Raw genomic sequence first — 20043 nt, forward strand, 5'->3', positions numbered from 1 at the left:
GTGGGAGCACCCCTGAGCGCGCCGATGGACTACCACGCGCTCAACGCGATGCTGAACCTGTACGGCGCCGACGGGAAGATCCAGTTCGACAAGGACCGTGAGGCCGCGCGGCAGTACTTCCTGCAGCACGTGCTGCCGAACACCGTCGAGTTCGACACCCTCGAGGCCAAGCTGGACCACCTCGTCGAGAACAAGTACTACGACCCGGCGGTGCTCGCGAAGTACTCGCCCGCGTTCGTCAAGACGCTGTTCCAGCGGGCGTACGCCATGGACTTCCGGTTCGAGACCTTCCTCGGCGCGTTCAAGTACTACACGTCGTACACGCTCAAGACGTTCGACGGCAAGAAGTACCTGGAGCGCTTCGAGGACCGCGTCAGCATGGTCGCCCTCGGCCTGGCCGACGGCGACGAGCAGCTGGCCGAGAAGATCGTCGACGAGGTGATCGCGGGCCGCTTCCAGCCGGCCACACCGACGTTCCTCAACGTGGGCAAGGCCCAGCGCGGGGAGCCGGTGTCCTGCTTCCTGCTGCGCATCGAGGACAACATGGAGTCGATCGCGCGGGGGATCAACTCCGCGCTGCAGCTCTCCAAGCGGGGCGGCGGCGTGGCGCTGCTGCTCAGCAACGTCCGCGAGCACGGCGCGCCGATCAAGCACATCGAGAACCAGTCCTCGGGCGTCATCCCCGTGATGAAGCTCCTGGAGGACTCCTTCAGCTACGCCAACCAGCTCGGCGCGCGCCAGGGCGCGGGCGCGGTGTACCTGCACGCGCACCACCCCGACATCATGCGGTTCCTGGACACCAAGCGGGAGAACGCGGACGAGAAGATCCGCATCAAGACGCTCTCGCTCGGCGTCGTCATCCCGGACATCACGTTCGAGCTGGCGAAGCAGAACAAGGACATGCACCTGTTCAGCCCGTACGACGTCGAGCGCGTGTACGGCAAGCCGTTCGCGGACGTCTCGATCTCCGAGAAGTACGACGAGCTCGTGGCGGACGAGCGCATCCGCAAGACGACGATCAACGCGCGCGACTTCTTCCAGACGCTCGCCGAGCTGCAGTTCGAGTCCGGGTACCCGTACATCATGTTCGAGGACACGGTGAACAAGGCGAACCCGATCGCGGGCCGCATCACGCACTCGAACCTGTGCTCGGAGATCCTGCAGGTCTCGACGGCGTCGTCGTTCAACGAGGACCTCTCGTACAGCGAGGTCGGCCGCGACATCTCCTGCAACCTGGGTTCGCTGAACATCGCCAAGGCGATGGACTCGCCGGACTTCGGGGCGACGATCGACACCGCGATCCGCGCGCTGACCGCGGTCAGCGACCAGACGTCGATCGAGTCGGTCCCGTCCGTGAAGCTCGCGAACGAGCTGGGGCACGCGATCGGCCTGGGGCAGATGAACCTGCACGGCTACCTGGCGCGCGAGCGGATCTTCTACGGCTCCGAGGAGGGCGTCGACTTCACCAACATCTACTTCTACACGGTCGCGTACCACGCGATCGCGGCGTCGAACCGCCTGGCCACGGAGCGCGGCCAGACGTTCGGCGGGTTCGAGGAGTCGAAGTACGCCACGGGCGAGTACTTCGACAAGTACACGAACCAGGAGTGGAAGCCCGCGACCGAGCGCGTGGCGCGGCTGTTCGCGGATGCCGGCGTGGCGATCCCGACCCAGGAGGACTGGAAGGCCCTCAAGACGTCGGTGATGGAGCACGGCCTGTACAACCAGAACCTCCAGGCCGTCCCGCCGACGGGCTCGATCAGCTACATCAACAACTCGACGTCGTCGATCCACCCGGTGCCGGCCAAGGTCGAGATCCGCAAGGAAGGCAAGCTCGGCCGCGTCTACTACCCGGCGCCGTACATGACGAACGACAACCTGGAGTACTACCAGGACGCGTACGAGATCGGCTACGAGAAGATCATCGACACGTACGCGGCGGCGACCCAGCACGTGGACCAGGGCCTCAGCCTCACCCTGTTCTTCCCGGACACGGTCACCACGCGTGACGTGAACAAGGCGCAGATCTACGCCTGGAGGAAGGGCATCAAGACCCTCTACTACATCCGCCTGCGGCAGATGGCACTCGAGGGCACCGAGGTGGAGAACTGCGTCAGCTGCATGCTGTGACCCGCGGTTCTACCGCCTGACCCCGCCACGATTGTCGTCGGACACCTGGAAGAAGAAGCACCATGGCACCCACAGGAAAGCTCAAGCTCATCGATCGCGTCAGCGCGATCAACTGGAACCGGCTGCAGGACGAGAAGGACCTTGAGGTCTGGGACCGACTCGTCGGGAACTTCTGGCTGCCGGAGAAGGTGCCGGTGTCGAACGACATCCAGTCGTGGCACACGCTGAGCGAGCCCGAGAAGGTCATGACCACCCGGGTGTTCACCGGGCTGACGCTGCTGGACACGATCCAGGGGACGGTCGGCGCGGTGTCGCTCATCCCGGACGCGCTGACGCCGCACGAGGAGGCGGTGTACACGAACATCGCGTTCATGGAGTCGGTGCACGCGAAGAGCTACTCGTCGATCTTCTCGACCCTGCTGTCCACCAAGGAGATCGACGACGCGTTCGCCTGGTCGGAGAGCAGCCCGCACCTGCAGAAGAAGGCCGAGATCGTCCTCAAGTACTACCGGGGCGACGAGCCGCTGAAGCGGAAGGTCGCCAGCACGATGCTGGAGTCGTTCCTCTTCTACTCGGGCTTCTACGCGCCGATGTACTGGTCCTCGCGGGCGAAGCTCACGAACACGGCCGACCTGATCCGCCTCATCATCCGCGACGAGGCCGTGCACGGGTACTACATCGGCTACAAGTACCAGAAGGGCCTGGAGCTGGTCAGCCAGGCCGAGCGGGACGAGCTCAAGGGCTACACGTTCGAGCTGCTCTTCGAGCTGTACGAGAACGAGGTGGGCTACACCGAGTCGCTCTACGGCGAGCTCGGCCTGGTCGACGACGTCAAGGCGTTCCTGCGCTACAACGCCAACAAGGCCCTGATGAACCTGGGCTACGAGGCGCTGTTCCCCAAGGAGGACACGGACGTCAACCCGGCCATCCTGGCGGCCCTGAGCCCCAACGCCGACGAGAACCACGACTTCTTCAGCGGCTCGGGCTCCAGCTACGTCATCGGCAAGGCGGTAGAGACACAGGACGACGACTGGGACTTCTGAGAGTTCTCTCGGAGCCCGTAGCCCGGTAGGGCTGGTGAGGGGCCCGGAACCGCAGGATTCTGCGGTTCCGGGCCTTTCTGCGTGCCGACATCCGTAGGACACAGGAGGTCGGAGATGGACACCAGAACCCAGCCGGTGGGGCACGCCGGGGGCACGCGCGCACCTGACAGGGGAGCGCGAAGCGTGCTGCGGACCGGAATTCGGGTCCGCGGTACCGCCGAGGCCGTGCCCCTTCGTGCCCCTCGCGGGCTCACGGAGGGCGCGGGAGCCGCAGGATTCTGCGGATTCCGCCGCTCGTGCACCGCAAGGGGCACGGAGGGGCACGACGGTCCACGAGGGGCCCGCCGTGTCCACGGGAGGTCGCGATGAGCACCGCTAAGAAGCCGCAGAAGGCCGCCGTCCGGCGCGAGGCATGGGGGAGGCTGCGCAAGCTCCCGTCCGGCCGCTGGCAGGCGCGGTACACGGCGCCCGACGGCGAGACCTACTCGGCGCGGACCGAGGACGACAAGCCGCTGACCTTCGAGACGAAGACCGATGCTCGCGTCTGGCTCTCCGCCATGCACACGAAGATCGCCCGCAACGAGTGGGAGCCGCCCGCCGTCGCCGCCGAGCGTCGTCGGGCGGAGAGGGCCGCCGAGGAGGCGCGTGCGATCGGCTTCCGCGAGTACGCGCAGCGCTGGCTCGCGATGGTGCGCGAGCAGCCGAACCGGAGCGGGAAGATGCGGGCGGCGGGCACGCTCCGGTCCTACCGGAGCAAGATCGACGGCTACCTGGAGCCCGAGTTCGGCGACACGCTGGTCCGCGACATCGACGCCGACCGGATCAAGAAGCTGAAGGCGCGCCTGGATGCGATCCCCGCGGTCGCGAACCTGCGCTCGCCGAACAACGGGGTGACCCGGCCGGTGATCATTGTCCTGATGATGATCCTGCGGCAGGCCGCGCGCGACGGCGTCATCGCGGCCGTGCCGACCGTCTCGGTCCCGGCGCAGAAGCCCGTGCGGCACGGGCCGGACCACCGTCCCGGTGAGGACGTGGTGGAGCCTCAGAAGGTCGAGGAGCTGTGGCGGGCGACGGCGCAGCCCTACGCCATCGGGATCCTGCTGGCCGCGTGGTGCCAGCTCCGGCGCGGCGAGGTGCTGGGACTCCAGCGCCGGGACATCGAGTGGCACGACGACGGCACCGCGACCCTGCACGTGAGCCGCCAGCTCAACGCGAACACCGGGGACTACACCGGGCCGAAGAGCGACGCTGGCAACCGCTCGCTCAGCGTCCCGAAGATCATGCGGGACCGGTTGAAGGAGCACCTGCGGGACCACGTGGCGCCCGAGGCGAAGGCGCCCGTCGTCCCGACGTCGTCGCGCGGCAGTGTGCCGCTGTCGAACACGCGGTGGGGATACGCGTGGAGCGACGCTCGCGACGCCGTCGCCGGGCTGCCGAAGGGGTTCCGGTTCCACGACCTGCGGCACACCGGGCTGACGATCTTCGCGCAGGAGGGTGCGACGCTTGCCGAGCTGATGCGTCGTGGCGGGCACTCAGACATCCAGGTCGTGCTCCGGTACCAGCACGCCACGATGGAGCGGGACCGCGAGCTGGCGGACCGGATGAGCGATCGGGCGGCGGCGAAGATCGCGGCCGCCGACGAGGGCCCTGCCGCCTGAGTGCTGTGCGATCCGTTGGTGTGCCCGGTAGTTCTCCGCCGGGCACACCAACGGAGGGCGTAACGAGGGCTGCCGGGGAGCGCTGCACACCTGAGTGACGAGGGCTGCACTCAGGAGGCGCATCATGGCTGTTCGAACAAGCGCGGCACGTCGCGAGGTACATGATGGCCGCACGGTCGGTGAGGGGCGTCTGGTCGCGCTCGATGTAGCGGCCGAGGCGTTGAGCGTGTCGGTCAAGACGCTGCGACGCAGGATCGCGGACGGCAGCGTTCGCGGGTACCGGGTCGGGCGCCTGGTGCGGGTCGACCTCGACGAGGTGCGTGACGCGCTGGTCGTTGAGATCCCGACGGTGTGATGACCGCGCGAGAGCCCGGTTCGCGCGGCGGCAGCGCCGCGTGGCCGCAGGCTCTCGTTGGCGTGCCCGGTTCGCCTGGAGGCTCCCGCCCCGGCTATTTGCCGGAACCACAGAATTCCGTTTCGTTCCGGAGCCGGGCGGGAAGAGTGGCGCCCGTTTTCTCCTGCGGAGTCAACGGGACCGCACCCATCGTGGGCGGCTTGCCCGATGCCTCCGGTGATGTTGACTCAACAGAACCCAGGATGACCAGATCGTCCCGTCCCGTTGGCTCAACGGCTCCCACGTTGACCGAATCCGCCGGAATCGGCTCTTCGTGTTGGTGGGCGAAGGCGCCGTGTACCGCCGCTCTGCGCGGAAGTCCTTCGACTGTAGCACTGGCGGAATATCCGGAGTTCTTGGTGGCGGCGTGTCGGAGCGACGAGTGGTACCAGCTCCAGCCCGCTCGCCTCAATGCGGGGTCCGGCTCCTTGCCCGACAACGCACCGGCCGGCCCCGCCTCGACTGCCCACAGCGGCCCCGCCGTCGCCTCTGTTCTCCACGCCACTCGCTTCGTCCTCAGCCGGTCTCTCCCTTCGCTCAAGTCCGCTCCCGCCCGCCCCGTCCCTTCATCCGCCTATCCCGTCCTTCTCTCGTCCGACCTCGCCTCGCTCGCCTCCTCATCGAGATGCTCGTCCACCTCCGCCTCCGCCTCCGCCTCCACCTCCACCTCCACCTTCTCGTCCTCCATCTCCTCTCTTCTCACCGGCAGCACACCTCAGGCAGTTGTGGCGCCCGTCGGTGTCGCAGCGGATGTCACCGCCCTCGGAACCGCCGCCGCACGCCGCGCCGGAGGTGGTCCGGCGTGACGGTCTCGATGCGGAAGATGAGCGCGGGCGACGGGTACAAGTACCTCCTCAACTCCGTGCGGAACGCCGACATGGACGCCCCGCAGTCCAGGCCCGCGAGGCCCGGCCATCAGCCGGGCGGGCGCGGGCAGGATCGAGAGCGAGAGGCATCGTGGGTCGACCCGGTCGCGGCCTACTACGCGGCGGCGGGCACCCCGCCGGGGTTCTGGCTCGGTCGGGGCGTGCCCGACCTCGGCAACGGTGGACTCGCCCCAGGCGACGCGGTGACGACGAAGCACTTGGAACGACTGCTCGGCGAAGGACTCGACCCGATCACGGGAAAGCCGCTGGGTCGCCGCTACCCGAAGTACAAGCCCACCGCTGAACGGATCGCGGACCGCGTTGCCCAGCTCGACCCGGGCCTGTCGCCGACGGAGCGGCAGGCCGCGGTGGACACGATCACCGCCGATGAGGCCAGAGTCGGCGACAAGCACGCCACGGCCGGATTCGACCTGACCTTCTCCGTTCCCAAGTCCGTGTCGGTGCTGTGGGCACTCTCCGATCGCACCACCCAGGCGCTCGTCCTGGCCGCCCATCACCAAGCGACAGCCGAGACGCTGGGACTGATCGAGAACCTGTTCGCCGCGACCCGGACGGGCGCCGATGCCGGCGACGGGTCGATCTGCTTCGGCGAGGTCACAGGCCTCGTGGCGATGGCGTACGACCACTGGGACTCCCGTGCTCACGACCCGCAGGTACACACCCACGTCGTGGTCGCGAACAAGGCGAAAGCACTGGTTGACGGGAAGTGGCGGACTCTGGATTCGCGGGCGCTGTTCAACGCGAACGTCGCGTTCAGCGAGTTCTACAACGCGGCCCTGGCCGACCGTCTCACCGCGACGCTCGGCGTCACGTGGTCACGTCGCGAGCGGGGCGAGGGCAGGACGGCGCAGATGGAGATCGACGGCGTCCCTGACGACCTCCTGACCGAGTTCTCGTCACGGTCGGCGGAGATCGAGCACTGCGCGGACGTGCTGATCGAGGACTACCGGCGGACGCATGGTCGCGAGCCGTCGAAGCGGACGGTGGTGAAGCTCCGCGCGCAGGCGACGCTGATGACCCGCCCGCCCAAGACCCTCAAGTCTCTCGGGGAACTCACGACCTCGTGGCGCGAGCGTGCCACAAGCGTCCTGGGATGCGATTCCGACCAGTGGGTTCGTGATTTGCTCGCCAACGTTGCCCACACCGCAGGCACCGGTAAAGAGCACCTGTACGCGGCCACCGACGTTCCGGCGGAGGTGATCGAGGAAGCTGCCGCGATTGTGCTGAAGGCGGTGGGAGACAAGCGGTCCACGTGGCGGCACGCGAATCTGCGGGCGGAAGCCGAACGTCAGACGCAGACCTGGCGATTCGCCACCTCCGAAGACCGCATCGCCGTCGTCTCGGCCGTCGTCAAAGCGGCGGAGGGCGCCAGCGTTGCCCTGACTCCGCCGGACCTCGCACCGACCCCGGAGTTCCTGCTGCGTGCGGACGGGACGTCGATGCTCCGCCCCCGGCATGCCACGGTCTTCACCTCGGAGGCGGTGCTGCGCGCCGAGGAGAACCTCCTGACTCTGGCCGCCGACACCAGCGGTCCGGCCGTCACGGGGAGCCTGCTGGGCCAGGTCGCCGATGACGCGGTCGCGCAGCGGATCGTCTCGCGTTCCCAGGCCGGCGCCGTCGTCTCGATCGCGACCTCGGGGCGGGTGGTCGATGTGCTGGTGGGTCCGGCTGGAACCGGGAAGACCACCACCATGCGCCTGCTACGCGCTGCGTGGGAGAACGCCCACGGCGCCGGTTCCGTCGTCGGCCTGGCGCCGTCCGCTGCGGCTGCGGAAGTGCTGGCCGGCGAACTGCGGATCGGGTGCGAGAACACGGCCAAGTGGCTCTGGGACTACCGTGACGGCCACGCCATGTTCCTGCCCGGTCAGCTCATCATCCTCGACGAAGCCTCGATGGCTGGCACCCACACCCTCAACGCCATCAGCGCTCATGCCGCGGAGATGGGCGCCAAGGTGCTCCTCGTCGGCGACCCTGGCCAGCTCTCCGCGGTCGAGGCCGGTGGAGCGTTCAACCTCCTCGTGACCGAACGCCACCGCACCACGGCAGACGTACCCGAACTCGTGGAGGTCCACCGGTTCCGAGCCGAGTGGGAGAAGAACGCGAGCCTGCGCCTGCGCGCTGGTGACATTCGCGTGCTGACCGAGTACGAGGAGCACAACCGGATCGTGGCCGGTACGACTGAGGAGGTGCAGGAGGCCGCCTACCAGGCATGGAAGGCCGACAAGCGGGCCGGGCGCACCTCGATCCTCATGGCCGCCGACGGCGCCACCGTCACGGACCTCAACCGCCGCGCACGCACCGAACTCCTCCTCAACGGCACGGTGGACGACGGCCGCTCCGTCCACCTCTCCCACGACGTCGAAGCCTCCGCGGGTGACGTGATCCTGACCCGCCGCAACGACCGGCGACTGCGCTACGGGCGAGACGGATGGGTGCGCAACGGGAACCTGTGGACGATCCAGGAGGTCCACGGCGACAGGTCGCTGACGGTCCGCCGCCTCGATCCCGAGCACGACGATCGCAAAACGCGCACCAGCGGAAACACCCCGATTGGAACCGCATCGGTGAAACCGCGCCAGGTGCGACTACCGGCCGCGTACGTGGCCGAGCACGTCGACCTGGGCTACGCGTCCACGATCCACAAGGCAGAAGGCATCACCACCCACGCCGGGCACGTGCTCATCACCCCGGTCATGACCCGGGAGGCGGCGTACGTCGGCGCCACCCGCGGCACCGACAACAACATCTTCTACTTGCCTGTCGACCAACCTGACCGCGATGGAAATCACGAGCACGCCGTCGGCCAGGCACCCGACGAAGTCGTCCCGCCGCCCGTGCTCGCCAGGGCGATCCTCGCTGGCGTCCTCGCCCGCACCGGCGCCGAGACGTCCGCCCGCCAGTCCCGCCGCGAGGAACAGGAACAGTACGGTTCCATCGCCCGGATCGCCGCAGAGTACGAGACCATCGCCCAGCACGCCCAACGACCCCGTTGGACCCGCCTCGTCACTGCCACGCTCCGCAGCCAGGGATTCCCCGATCGCGACATCGCCGGAGCGCTGGCGTCCGAAGCGTTCGGACCGCTGCGCGCAGAACTCCGCCGCGCCGAAGCCGACGGACACGACGTCGACCAACTCCTACCTCACGTCGCCGCGGACAGGAGCCTGGGAGATGCGGACGACGTCGTCGCCGTCCTGCACCACCGCCTCGCTCACGCCACCCGCCAGCCCGCCACACGGCGTCCGGCCCGCATCGCCGGCCTGATCCCTGAAGCGCGCGGAGACCTGCCCGACGACGTCCGCCACGCCCTTGACGTGCGTGCGGAACTGATCGAACGTCGTGCTCGCGACCTCGCAGAGCAAGCCGTCCGCCACGGAGAGCCCTGGACCCGGCAGCTGCCGCGTCGGCCCTACAGCGAGGAGCGGGCATGGCGGGAGCAGGTTGTTGCCGTGGCTGCCTATCGCGACGTTTACGGTGTCACCACTGACCGACCCCTTGGAGACCAGCCAACGAGCATCGCGCAGCGCCGCGACGCGCGCCGCCTCGCATCCAAGCTCCGCAACGTCCTGGTGACCGGTGACGTTCCGCGAGTCCGCCACGAGTCGCAGCGGCACGGGCACAGCGGCCCTCGCTTGTGACTACCCAGATGCGTGAAATCACGCCTTCTTCGGATCGTCCTTGGCGCCGAACGTCTCCACCGCGTCCCAGAACCGCTCCTGGAAGTCCCAGAACTCTCGTTCTCGGCCGCTGACGGGGAGAACAATCGATCGTGACTCGGGGATCGAGAGCCCGAATCCCCGGCACAGCGCCGCGATCGTCTCGATGAGTGACCATCCGGCGTCGAGCATCGACCGCGCGGTGAGCACGCGAACCTCGGCCATGAACGTGCCGATGGAATCCCTCACGGTCTCCCAGTCGCGCGGTGCTGTCGTCGCCGTGGTGAAGCACGATCCTGCGACCCATCCGTGGCGGGTCTGTGTGATCCGGATGACGCCGGGCTCTGCATACGCATCAGGACTGTGCACGAAGCCCTCAGCTGGCTTGGAACCGTCACCGACCCAGGCGACCAGTTCCGCGGCCAGCTCGGCGACCTCGAACCGCGGCTCATTGAAAAGGACTGCGTCGCCGTCGCGGATCTGGAGATCAGCCTCGACATAGAGCAAGAGCTCGGCTGGAGTGATCCGGCGGCCCGTCGTGTGGAAGGCGCGCAGGTCGGTGAGATCCGGCGCACCGAGGTGAAGCCACGCACTGGGATCGGCAGCCCCGGTTGCCTCGGTCATGGCGTCTTCACGAGCGCGATCGACGGCCACCGGACCGTGACGACGACGGAGTCTTCTTCGGCTTGCCAGGAGTGGTCGATGCCGGGACCCCAGACGACGTAGTCGCCCTGCTTCTGCAGCGTGGTGGAGCCAACCGTGAGGTCGAGGCGGAAGCGACCAGAGACGAGCAGGACCAGCGTCGTGCGCTGGTCGTCGGCGGTCCATTCGGGGCGCTGCTGTCCGGCGGGGTGGATGCCCCACTTGATTTCGAGGTCGCCGGTGTTGCGGACGGCGGAGCCGGGTGTTTCGGGAGCGATGAAGTGGCCGAGGAGCCAGCCGCGGTGTTGGCCGGCGTCGTCGTTGGCGTTGCTGGCGTACCAGGTGTCTGTCATCGCAGGTCCACTTCGATGTCGGGGGTATCGACGCGGTGCCCGCCGGTGGCGGCGCGGCGGCGTAGGCATTGGATCAGAGCGAACGGTCCTGCTCTGCGGGCCGCGTCGTGGGTGAGCTTATCCACCATGAGTTCGACGCGAACCTCCTGCGAGCCGGCCACGAGGGCCCGCAGGAGGGACAGCGTTCAGTAACGCATCTGCATGAGCCCGCGGACGTCGTCCAGCGTGCGGTCGGCGATCTCGTTGGCTCGCTCGTTACCGCGGGCCAGCAGGTCTCGCAAGTAATCGGGTCCACGCTCGGCTGCCTCAGCGCGGCGGGTTCGCATCGGACGGAGCCCTTCGACGAGGGCTTCGGTGACGACCTGCTTGAGCCGTCCTGCGCCAGCCGCGCCGACTTCCTCGGCCAGGGCTTCCGGTGTCGTTCCGGCGAAGTGGGCGCCGATGGTCAGGAGGTTGGCGATTTCGGGGCGGCGGTCGGGCTCGTAGGTGATGTGGCGTTCGGAGTCGGTCTTGGCGCGCTTGACGAACCGCACCGTGTCGTCCTCGGAGGCTCGGATCTCCAGGGCGTTGCCCGCGGACTTCGACATCTTCGCGCCGTCGTTCCCCAGGATCGTCGGGGTCGGGACGATGAGCGCGTCCGGCTCGGGGAAGTACTGCTGGTCGGCGGAGTACCGGTTGTTGAACCGGCGGGCGATCGTGCGGCTGATCTCCAGGTGCGGGAGCTGGTCCTGTCCCACCGGGACGAGGTTGGCGTGGCAGAACAGGATGTCGGCGGCCTGGTGCACCGGGTAGGTGAACATCAGACCCGACATCCCGCGCCGGCCGCGCTTCTCCGCCGCAGCGGTCTCGGCCTTGACGGTGGGGTTGCGCTCCAGTTCAGAGACAGTGACCAGGGACAGGAACGGCAGCAGGAGCTGGTTCAGGGCCGGGACGGCGGAGTGCGTGAAGATCGTCGCGGCGTCAGGGTCGATCCCGGCGGCGAGATAGTCCAGCAGCACCTCACGGACGACGGCAGGCAGGTCGCCGGCGACGTCGCGGTCGGTGATGACCTGGTAGTCGGCCACGATCAGGAAGATCTCCACCCCGCGAGCCTGGAGGCGGACACGGTTGTCGAGCGTAGCGATCAGGTGACCCAGATGCAGGGCGCCGGTGGGGCGCTCGCCGGTCAGGACGCGGAAGCGGCTCGGATCAGTGGCGATCCGCTGTTCCAGGATGGTGGAACGTTCGCGGGCGGTGCGGACGGACTCGGTCGAGTGGACCTGCTCGCGGTCAGGCGTGGTGGTGGGGTTGGCGTTCATGGTGGCTCCTGGAAAGTTCGGGCCTGCCACCGCCGTCAGACTCCCTGGAAATGGGAACGTCCCGGCTGCGGCAAGCAGCTCGGGACGGCGTGGGCGCGTCTGGTCACGGCTGCGTGTGCAGCCACCACCAGTTTCGCCTCAGGGTCATGCCGGTGAGCATAGCCTGCGGTCGGCTTCGCGTCACTACAGCGCGGTGGGCTCCTGTTCGGATGATCGGCGGATGCTCAGTGCTTGGCGCGTGAGGTTGAGCTGGTCGTCGTCGAACAGGGCGAAGGGCATGCCGAAGGCGCAGATGATGTGGTCGACGTCGCGGTCGGTCCAGGTTCGGGCTCGGGCGGAGAGATCGTCGACAGTCCCGATGAGTCCTTTGGTGCGCCACTGGTCGAAGGTGACGCGGTCGAGGTAGCCGTCGGGTACCCGGCGGCGTAGTAGTTCCCATCGGCGGCGGAGGTCGGGCTCGTCCTGTCCGACGAGGGTCGTGAGCCCGACTGACACACGCGGGGCGGGTCTGCCCGCGGCTTCAGCGGCCGCGTTCACCTGGGCGCGGCGTGTATCGAAGGCGGCTGGGTTGGGGTCCCAGGCGAGGTTCCATCCGTCGCCGATCTTCCCGGCCATAGCGAGGGCGCCGGACCGTTTCCCGCCGATCCATAGCGGCGGCGTGGCCTCGCCGGCGGCTTGCCGCACCGCGTCGGCAGTGCGCTGAACGGCAGCGAGACGTTCTCCTGCGTCCGGGAAGGCGATCCCTGCCGACACGTACTCCTGCGCGTTCCACCCTGCACCGAGTCCAACATCGACGCGAGTGCCCGCCAGGTCGATGACCGTGGCGACCTGATGCGCGAGTAGGGCCGGAGGCCGCAGGCTCGCGTTGCTCACGAGGGAGCCAAGTCGGATCGAGTCGGTCCGCTGGGCGATGGCTCCCAGGAGCGTCCAGCAGTCTGGTGATCGTCGTCGTGGTCCGCCGTCGAGCGTGAGTGTCAGGTGGTCGGAGACCCAGACTTCCGCGAAGCCGAGGTCCTCGGCGCGGCGCGCGTAGGCGAGCGTGGCCTGCGTACGTCGGGCACCCCAGGTCGATGCATCGGGGAAGAGTCCGTCGTAATGCGGTAGTGCGAGTCCGTACGTCGTCATGAGCGAGCTGGGCCCGGTCGGAAGTAGGTGAAGTGGCCCGTGTGGGGTGCGCGTTCCAGGACGACGTCGGGGTGTTCAGCGAGGTATTCGCGGACGGCGCGGGTCTCGCCGGGGAAGGTGCCGAAATTGTCGACGATCACGATGCCGCCGGGCGAAACGAGCGGGACCAGATGCTCGAAGCAGGTGGTCCCGGGCTCGTACTGGTTGGTGTCGATGAGCAGGAGCGCAATGGCCAGTTCAGAGTGCTCGTGGACGTACTTGGGCACGGTGGCGCAGATGTCGCCGGGTACGAGGGTCGTGTTCGTCTCCAGGCCCCGGCCGCGGTCGGCGAGGGTCTGGTGGAGTTGGTCAGCGCCGATGCAGTTCGTGCCGGCGAGGTCACCGTAGTGGTCGAGCAGTTTGCCGTCGGCGGCAGTCGTGGCGGCGGGGATGCCGTCGAAGGTGTCGAAGCCGATCAGTGGGCGGACGTGCTCGGACTCCAGGAGGTTCCGCAGGATCGCCCAGGTGGTGAACGAGCCGCCACGGAACACGCCGCACTCGACGATTGCTCCGGGAATGGTGAGGATCTGCTGGTAGAGGTGGTGCAGGGCGAGGATTTTCCCGATCCGGCTCGGGGAGCACGTGAGCAGGAAGTCCTGCTCGTGCTGGAAGGCGTCGGTGGGGTCCGGCAGCGTGATCATCGAGGTCTCCTGTCGGTCTTGGACGGCGTGAGGAGCTGAAGTAGGTCGTCGGTGGGGCCAGCGGCAAGATGAGCCGCTTGTCCGAGCAGTGGCGCGACGCGCCAGGGCATGGTTCTGGCGACTTTCGGGATCTCTCGCAGGTGGAGCATGGCGAGATGGCGGGCCAGCGCGGTCAGGTCTCTGTCGCGGTCCGCTGTGGCCGTCATGGTGTCGAACGCTCGGGCGCCGGACGCGAACGCTCTCTCCGAGCCGTCGTCGGGTTGTTCGTAGGCGACGCTCAGGTCACCGCGCGGGGTCGTCGTGATAGTCCCGTGGGCGGTGGCCAGCAGTGTTTCGATCTGCCACCAACCGAGCAGGTGGCTAACCAGCATGCGCCAGTCGTGGTGCGTTCCGGCCCACTCCCAGTCGATGAGGTGCCATCTGTGGTTTTGGTCGACGAGAACGTTCCGTGGCTGGGGGTCTCCTTGGCAAGCTACGCGGGCCCGCGGCAATGGGAAGTTTCGGAGGCGCTGTAGGAGCGCGTCGAGGTTTCCGAGGTCGACGTCGTTGACCACGAGGCGACGGCCTGCGATCGAGCCGACGCCGACCTGGGCGAGGCTCCACTGCAGGCCCGCGCGTCCTCGTTCCCATCGGGTCGCGTGGCTGCGGGTCGCTGCCCGAGGGTCGAAGCCTTGTCGGGCGCTGGCCTGCCAGACCTCGGTCAGGTGGTCGACGATGTCGGACCACACGTCGAGCGCCGTCGTCGGGTCGGTAGCGGTCAGATCGGCGAGGGTGTCTGGGGACGGGCATCGGGTGACCAGCACGTCTCGGTTGTGAGCGGGGCCGGCGAACAGGACTTCCGGTAGCCGGCCCGGAAACCATTGAGCGATCAGGGCGCGTGCGTGGGCTTGCTGCGCGGCCGTCACGCGGGGACGGTGGGACGTCTTGACTGCCCGCATGGCCCCGCCGATGTTGACCAGGACGACGACGGCTCCCGAGCTTCCGGTCCGGACGATGCGGTCGATCTGCGGAGTAGCGAGCGAGTCTGGCGGAGCGGCGATGGTCATGGCGCCTCCACCTCCAGCGCCTCCAGCACATCGAGGAGCGGTGCGAGCGTGAGTTCGTCGATGAGGTGGACCTGGATCCACCCCGGCAGGCCCCACGGGTCCCCGTCTCGGTACCGGAAGGACCGATCACGCAACAGTCGAGTCACCGGGCCGTGGTGGCGCCCGAGGTCGAAGAGTAGGAAGTTGGCCTCGGTCGGCGCGTACTGCAGTCCGAGCCGGTGCAGCGTGCCGGTCAGGAGCGTTCGGGCGGCGTGGCTCGCCGAGATCGTGCGCTGTATCGAGCCGGCGTCGTCAAGTGCCGCATGCGCGGCCGCGAGGGTCATGGCGCTCAGGGCGTACGGCAGGCGTTCGGCGCGCAGGCGATTCGCAAGGTCTCGCCGCGCGACGCCGTATCCGATGCGGGCTCCGAGCAGGCAGTGGGTCTTGGAGAACGACCGGCACACCAGGGTGTTCGGATGTAGCTGCAGCAGTTCGGCCGTGCTGGGCAGCGGCTCTCGTGTGTAGTCGGCGTAGACGAGGTCGAGCAGCAAGAGCGCATCAGCCGGGAGCGCGGCCGCGATCTCCTGGAGGTTTTGGACCGGCGTGACGACGCCCGAGACCGAGTGGGGCACGTCGATGACGCAGACCGCCGGATCGTCGCCGACCGCCTTCTGGAGCACGGACGGGTCGTGGCCGAATCGGCCGTTCCATGGCACGGGCGTGTAGTCGAGGCCGTGGTGCTCGGCGAGGTCGGCGTAGAGCTCGAACGTCGGCGAGGTCGCGATGACCCGGCGTCCTTTCGCGATCCGGAAGGCGTGGTTGATGACCTCGGTCGTGCCGTTCCCGACGACGACCTGCGCCGGTTCGACGCCTTGGTCGGCCGCGATGGCTGCCTCCAGAGCGAGAGGGTCACGAGGCGGCGGTGCGTGCAGGTCACGCGCGGCCTCCGTCACCGCGAGCACCACGCCCGGTGATTGTCTGGCGCGCTGTGGACGGCTGCGCAGTTCGTCCAGGCGAGCGAGGACTGGCTCGACGTTGCGCGTCTTGCAGTCGCCGCACAGCAGCGTGCCGCTCTGGCACCCGGCGAGCGTCTCGCGGACGGCGGTCGATCCGGCGAGGAGTTCGACGGTGGAGAAGACCGCACATCGCGCGGGCTCACCGCCGAGTTGGCGTTGCTCGTCGGTGCTTGCGCGTCCGCCGGTGGTGGCCTTGAGGAACTTGGCTCGGGCGGTTTCTTGTGCGTCGTCGAGGAAGATCGTCGAGTCCGGGTTCTTCACCGAGCCTCGGCCGGTAGCGCTCCGCAGGCTCGGGAACAGGCGACGGTACAGCAGTACCGGGGCAGCCAGGTCCAGGGCACGACTCGCGCGGGCGAGTGCCACCGAGTGCGGCGCCTGCTTGGCATCGATGAACGCTATGTCTGGAACGCCGTCGGTGCTGGAATCGTGGAGGAAGAAACCCAGCATGGCGGACAGGTCGGTGAGCATGCCGCCGGTCGTGTGCTCGTCCCACCCGTAGACCCGCTCGAGTTTTCGCAGCGACAGGGTCGCGAGAGCGGCGCGTTCGGTCTGCCGCAGTGCAGCGCCGGCGTCGGCCACGTCGATTTGGGCCCTGTCCGCTCCGAACTTGTCGAGCAGGTGCTCGAACGCATCGATTGGCGCGGCCGCGCCTGAGGAGGCATCGAACAAGAGCACCCGCCCGCCGTCGGAGACCAGTTCGGCGACCGAGCGGGCAAGACCGAGGTGCCCCAGGTGCAGTCGACGGCCGGCGAACCCGACGCGAACTGTTCCCGACGGCCGGGCGTCGCTCGGTGTGGTCCGTTGCCAGGCCCACACCTCGCCCGGGAATGCCGGGGAGTCGTGGGAGGCGACCGGCCGTAGGCCGAACTGGCGTACCCGTGCGGACTCGTCGCGTGCCGTTGATGAATTGCACGCGGCGTGCCACTCCTCGACCGTCGTCAGCATGATGCACCTGCCGCTGCGATCGCGTGCAGGAACCCGATGGCGGCATCCTGCTCGGACCGGTCTGCTCGGACGTCAGCCTTGGCGAAGTACAGGTCGGGGAACCCGATGTCCGAACCGTGGCAGACCGCTCCGAAGGCCCAGAAGCGGGCAGTACAGCGGTCACGGACTTCGTTGACTTCCTCGGCCGGGCCGGTGTACTCCCACATGCCGCCGGGGATCGGTTCGACGAGTCCGGCTGCCTGCAGAGCTGTGACGTAGGCGTCCCGTTGGTGTGACCAGACCTGCCGCATCAGTTCGGGCTCGCGGATCAGCCGGGCAACGTAGCTGCCAAAGTCCGGGTACAGCGCCACGAACGCGAGGTACGCGCGGGCGAGAAGCTGGTCTGCCGTCCACGGCCCCGCAGCGGACGCGTCGCTGATGCTCAGCTGTCCCAGGAACCGTGCCGGTACCTCCATCAGTCTCTCCGTGCCGCCGTGCACGTCGGTGCAGAACGGCGAGAACAGCTTGAGCGCGAAGTACCCGCCGAACTTCCGCGTCGTGGCGTCGTCGGCGAGATCCTGTCGGGACAGGACGTACACCGTCACCGGGCGCCCGTCCCACGTGGCGTCGCGACGCTGCGGAGACCCGCCTGCGACGTCGTCGTGCAGCAGCATCGCGTCGAGGTCACTCGCCGCGGTTCCTGCTCCGAGTGGGAGGCTGCCGTAGAAGACCCACTGGCGGCCACCATGCGGGACGTCGGCCACGGCGCCGGAGATGGTGGAAACGATCTCGGGGATCCTGCTCATGAACACTGGGCTGATCGCGGTCATAGATGCGTCGTGCGTTTCGTGGAGCGTCATGGTTCTCCTCGGTCGGCGGTACGCGAGTCAGGGCAACGACGGCATCGGCGCGCTCGTTGGGACAAGGGAGAGCAGTACGTCAGCAGCGCCGTCGTCGGCGATCGAGGGGCAGATGGCCGTGGCCGCCTGCTTCACAGCAGCCGGGGCCTGACCCATGGCGAACGACGTGGCGGCCCATCGGAACATGGCGACGTCATTCGCGCCGTCGCCGACAGCGATCGTCGCAGTGCTCGGCACACCGAGATGGCTACGGACGGTTTCGAGCGTCGATGCCTTGGAGACGCCGGGCCCGACGACGTCCAGCCAGTCGGTACCCATGGTGGTGACCGTGACGCCCGTCGCGGCCAGGGCATCGGCGAAGCGGTAGATGCCGGGCGCCTTGAACGCGACCTTCGTCGCCGGCACCGCGCACAAGTCCGCGATCGAGGCCCGAAATTGCGGGCCGTTCACGGCAGAGGCGGGAAGTAGCCGGGAGAACCTCCAGCCGACACCGACGTCCTCGACACCGACGATGACATGGGGCACCAAGTCCAGCGCTCTCCGGATGACCGTACCCGGGTCGAACAGGTGAACGTCCTCGACGAAGTAGCCGCTCGGCGCGGTCCGATCGATCCGGACCAGGAGTGCGCCGTTCGAGGCGACCGCCCACCCATCGGCCAGTTCGAGCTGCGCGAGGATCGGGGGTAGACCCACCAACGACCGGCCCGTTGCGAGGACGACGCGGTTTCCTGCGCCGCGAGCGGCGGCAACAGCGTCGCGGGTTCGATGTGAGATCCGGCCCGCGCCGTCGGCCAGGGTGCCGTCGACGTCGAGCGCGATGAGGAAAGGAGTGCTCCCGGCCGACCGCGGCTGTGATGCGGTCGGACTGGTCTGTTGATTCGTCGTCATAGGTCCCCCGGCAGCGCTCCTGTTGGAGTGCTTGCTGCGTCGATGGCTTCACTGACCGCCGGATCACGTGGCCGAGATGAGTCTCGGACTACGCGGCCCGGTGATTGGTGACGCTATGGCGCGTAGGGAACCGCGAGGGGGACAGATTGTCCCCCTACGAGTGCAACGTCAGCGCACAGCCTTCAGGCGACCCGCGAGACGGGAAGCGTGGGCGCGCGTCGTGCCGCTAGTGCTCTCAGCGAGTTCATCGGCAAGTTCGCGCGCCCAGGGGATGAGCGCGACGGCCTCGTTCGAGATGTCCGCCGCGGCCGTCAACGTTTGTACCGCCGAGGCGTAGTCGGTCTTGTGTCGCTGGGCGTCAGCGGTCTCCAGCAGCAGGCGCGAGGAGCGCACCACCGACGGGGACGATGCGGGGTCGATCCGCCCTGCTTGGCTGATCGCGTCTCCGTGGCGCCGAAGGCACGAGGTCACGATGACCGACAGGATGCGCACGCCGGCGGGCTCGAACCCCGACTGTTCGTGCCACGCCCCTGGAGTCATCCGCGATGCGGTCTGATCCGCGAGGTCAAGGTACCGGTGTGCGTCGCCGTCGCGACCCGCGAGTGCATGCGCGGCCGCGGCCTCCATCTGGAGCGCGCCGAGTACGCCCCAAGCGTGGTCCGCGACGGGACCGGGGCTTTGCACCATCGGGGTGACGTATCGGGCGCCGGTGTCGGCCAGGTGTACCGCATCGTCGTAGTGCCCTGAAGCGCACAGGCTGACCGACGTCGACCATGCGGCCAACGCCAGTGAAATTGGTTCGTCGGCATCTTCGGACAGCGCGCGTCCGCGTTCGACCGCGAGTGCGTGGAGTTCGGGCTCGCAGATGTGGGCCAGTAGCCGCTGGACGAGGCGGTAAAGGTCGCCGCCCGCCGCCTTGGCTCGGCGACGATCGACACCGCGGTGGGACCGGATCGCGTGGTGGGTCTGGTGGATCAGGGCAGGTAGTTGGACGCCGACGTCGGTGCGCTGCCGCGGCGAGGTGTGCCACAGGATCCACAGCCGGCGAATCTTCGTCTCCAGGTCAGCCGGAGGAAGCGGAGGTTCGTTGCTCGGGCTCGGGAAGGCGACGTCTCGCATCGCCTGTCTGATCGCGGGAACGACGTGATGCGTCTCGTCGTTCCACGAGCCCACCGGTACCGATTGGGTCTCGCCGGTCAGCTCCGCCAGGTCCCGGACGTTCAACGCGCGAGCGATCTGCAAGAGCAGCGGCAAGGAGTTCAGTTGGCGGGATCCGGTCTCGACCTTTTTGAGCCAGTCCGTACTCCGCCCCACGAGTCCGGCGAGCACTGGGCGTGTCATGCCTTGGGACTCACGCAGCAGGCGGACACGTTCGCCCGTCGTCAACGGCGGGACGCGAATGGCGGACGGACGAGACTCCAGACCCTGGTCCATGCTGAAGACCGTAGGCTCTGCAGGTCACATCCA

The 20043-nt window shown here is 68.1% G+C and carries 16 protein-coding genes; 5 read left to right on the forward strand and 11 right to left on the reverse strand.

Going from position 1 to position 20043, the window contains the following annotated elements; translation table 11 throughout:
* Positions 1–24 precede the first annotated feature (24 nt).
* The 4 genes from nrdE (at position 25) to ABD208_RS10160 (ending at position 5186) form a co-directional block, all read left to right on the forward strand.
* Positions 25–2130, forward strand: coding sequence for a class 1b ribonucleoside-diphosphate reductase subunit alpha (gene nrdE / locus ABD208_RS10145; RefSeq protein WP_344102307.1), 2106 nt, complete (start codon positions 25–27; stop codon positions 2128–2130).
* Positions 2131–2192: 62 nt separating this feature from the next.
* A complete protein-coding gene (gene nrdF / locus ABD208_RS10150; protein WP_344102193.1) occupies positions 2193–3173 on the forward strand; it encodes a class 1b ribonucleoside-diphosphate reductase subunit beta in 981 nt (326 codons plus the stop codon).
* Between the two features lie 365 nt (positions 3174–3538).
* The gene (locus ABD208_RS10155) at positions 3539–4831 is read left to right on the forward strand and encodes a tyrosine-type recombinase/integrase (RefSeq protein ID WP_344102195.1); all 1293 of its coding nucleotides are present in this window, start codon (positions 3539–3541) and stop codon (positions 4829–4831) included.
* 124 nt (positions 4832–4955) lie between these two features.
* Complete coding sequence (locus tag ABD208_RS10160; protein ID WP_344102197.1) at positions 4956–5186, forward strand: excisionase family DNA-binding protein; 231 nt, start codon at positions 4956–4958, stop codon at positions 5184–5186.
* 613 nt (positions 5187–5799) lie between these two features.
* Here the strand turns inward: ABD208_RS10160 and ABD208_RS10165 are convergent.
* On the reverse strand, positions 5800–5928 hold the full coding sequence (locus tag ABD208_RS10165; protein ID WP_344102199.1) for a hypothetical protein: 129 nt from the start codon (positions 5926–5928) through the stop codon (positions 5800–5802).
* 99 nt (positions 5929–6027) lie between these two features.
* Here ABD208_RS10165 and mobF point away from each other — a divergent pair, with 99 nt between their 5' ends.
* Entirely contained in the window at positions 6028–9747 is a 3720-nt protein-coding gene (mobF, locus tag ABD208_RS10170; RefSeq protein WP_344102202.1) for a MobF family relaxase, read from the forward strand.
* Between the two features lie 18 nt (positions 9748–9765).
* Here the strand turns inward: mobF and ABD208_RS10175 are convergent, their stop codons facing one another.
* From ABD208_RS10175 to ABD208_RS10220, 10 genes are all read right to left on the reverse strand, one after another.
* Entirely contained in the window at positions 9766–10389 is a 624-nt protein-coding gene (locus ABD208_RS10175; protein ID WP_344102204.1) for a DUF7878 domain-containing protein, read from the reverse strand.
* On the reverse strand, positions 10386–10760 hold the full coding sequence (locus ABD208_RS10180; RefSeq protein ID WP_344102206.1) for a signal peptidase I: 375 nt from the start codon (positions 10758–10760) through the stop codon (positions 10386–10388). Before ABD208_RS10180 ends, ABD208_RS10175 begins: the two co-directional genes overlap by 4 nt.
* A 185-nt stretch (positions 10761–10945) precedes the next feature.
* On the reverse strand, positions 10946–12058 hold the full coding sequence (gene trpS / locus ABD208_RS10185; protein ID WP_344102208.1) for a tryptophan--tRNA ligase: 1113 nt from the start codon (positions 12056–12058) through the stop codon (positions 10946–10948).
* A 183-nt stretch (positions 12059–12241) separates the two neighbouring features.
* Positions 12242–13183 (reverse strand): LLM class flavin-dependent oxidoreductase, encoded by a 942-nt coding sequence (locus tag ABD208_RS10190; protein WP_344102210.1) that lies wholly within the window; start codon positions 13181–13183, stop codon positions 12242–12244.
* Positions 13180–13863 carry a TylF/MycF/NovP-related O-methyltransferase gene (locus tag ABD208_RS10195; protein ID WP_344102212.1) on the reverse strand — a complete coding sequence of 228 codons (684 nt, stop codon included), beginning with the start codon at positions 13861–13863 and terminating at the stop codon, positions 13180–13182. Before ABD208_RS10195 ends, ABD208_RS10190 begins: the two co-directional genes overlap by 4 nt.
* Complete coding sequence (locus ABD208_RS10200) at positions 13860–14909, reverse strand: phosphotransferase family protein (protein WP_344102214.1); 1050 nt, start codon at positions 14907–14909, stop codon at positions 13860–13862. The genes ABD208_RS10195 and ABD208_RS10200 overlap by 4 nt, the downstream gene beginning before the upstream one ends.
* The gene (locus ABD208_RS10205) at positions 14906–16849 is read right to left on the reverse strand and encodes an aminotransferase class I/II-fold pyridoxal phosphate-dependent enzyme (protein WP_344102216.1); all 1944 of its coding nucleotides are present in this window, start codon (positions 16847–16849) and stop codon (positions 14906–14908) included. Before ABD208_RS10205 ends, ABD208_RS10200 begins: the two co-directional genes overlap by 4 nt.
* A complete protein-coding gene (locus ABD208_RS10210; protein ID WP_344102218.1) occupies positions 16843–17502 on the reverse strand; it encodes a hypothetical protein in 660 nt (219 codons plus the stop codon). The genes ABD208_RS10205 and ABD208_RS10210 overlap by 7 nt, the downstream gene beginning before the upstream one ends.
* 213 nt (positions 17503–17715) lie before the next feature.
* On the reverse strand, positions 17716–18576 hold the full coding sequence (locus tag ABD208_RS10215) for an HAD family hydrolase (RefSeq protein WP_344102220.1): 861 nt from the start codon (positions 18574–18576) through the stop codon (positions 17716–17718).
* Positions 18577–18744: 168 nt separating this feature from the next.
* Positions 18745–20010, reverse strand: coding sequence for a helix-turn-helix domain-containing protein (locus ABD208_RS10220; RefSeq protein ID WP_344102222.1), 1266 nt, complete (start codon positions 20008–20010; stop codon positions 18745–18747).
* Between the last annotated feature and the right edge of the window lie 33 nt (positions 20011–20043).

Source organism: Myceligenerans crystallogenes (genome assembly GCF_039529775.1).
Taxonomy (GTDB): domain Bacteria; phylum Actinomycetota; class Actinomycetes; order Actinomycetales; family Cellulomonadaceae; genus Myceligenerans; species Myceligenerans crystallogenes.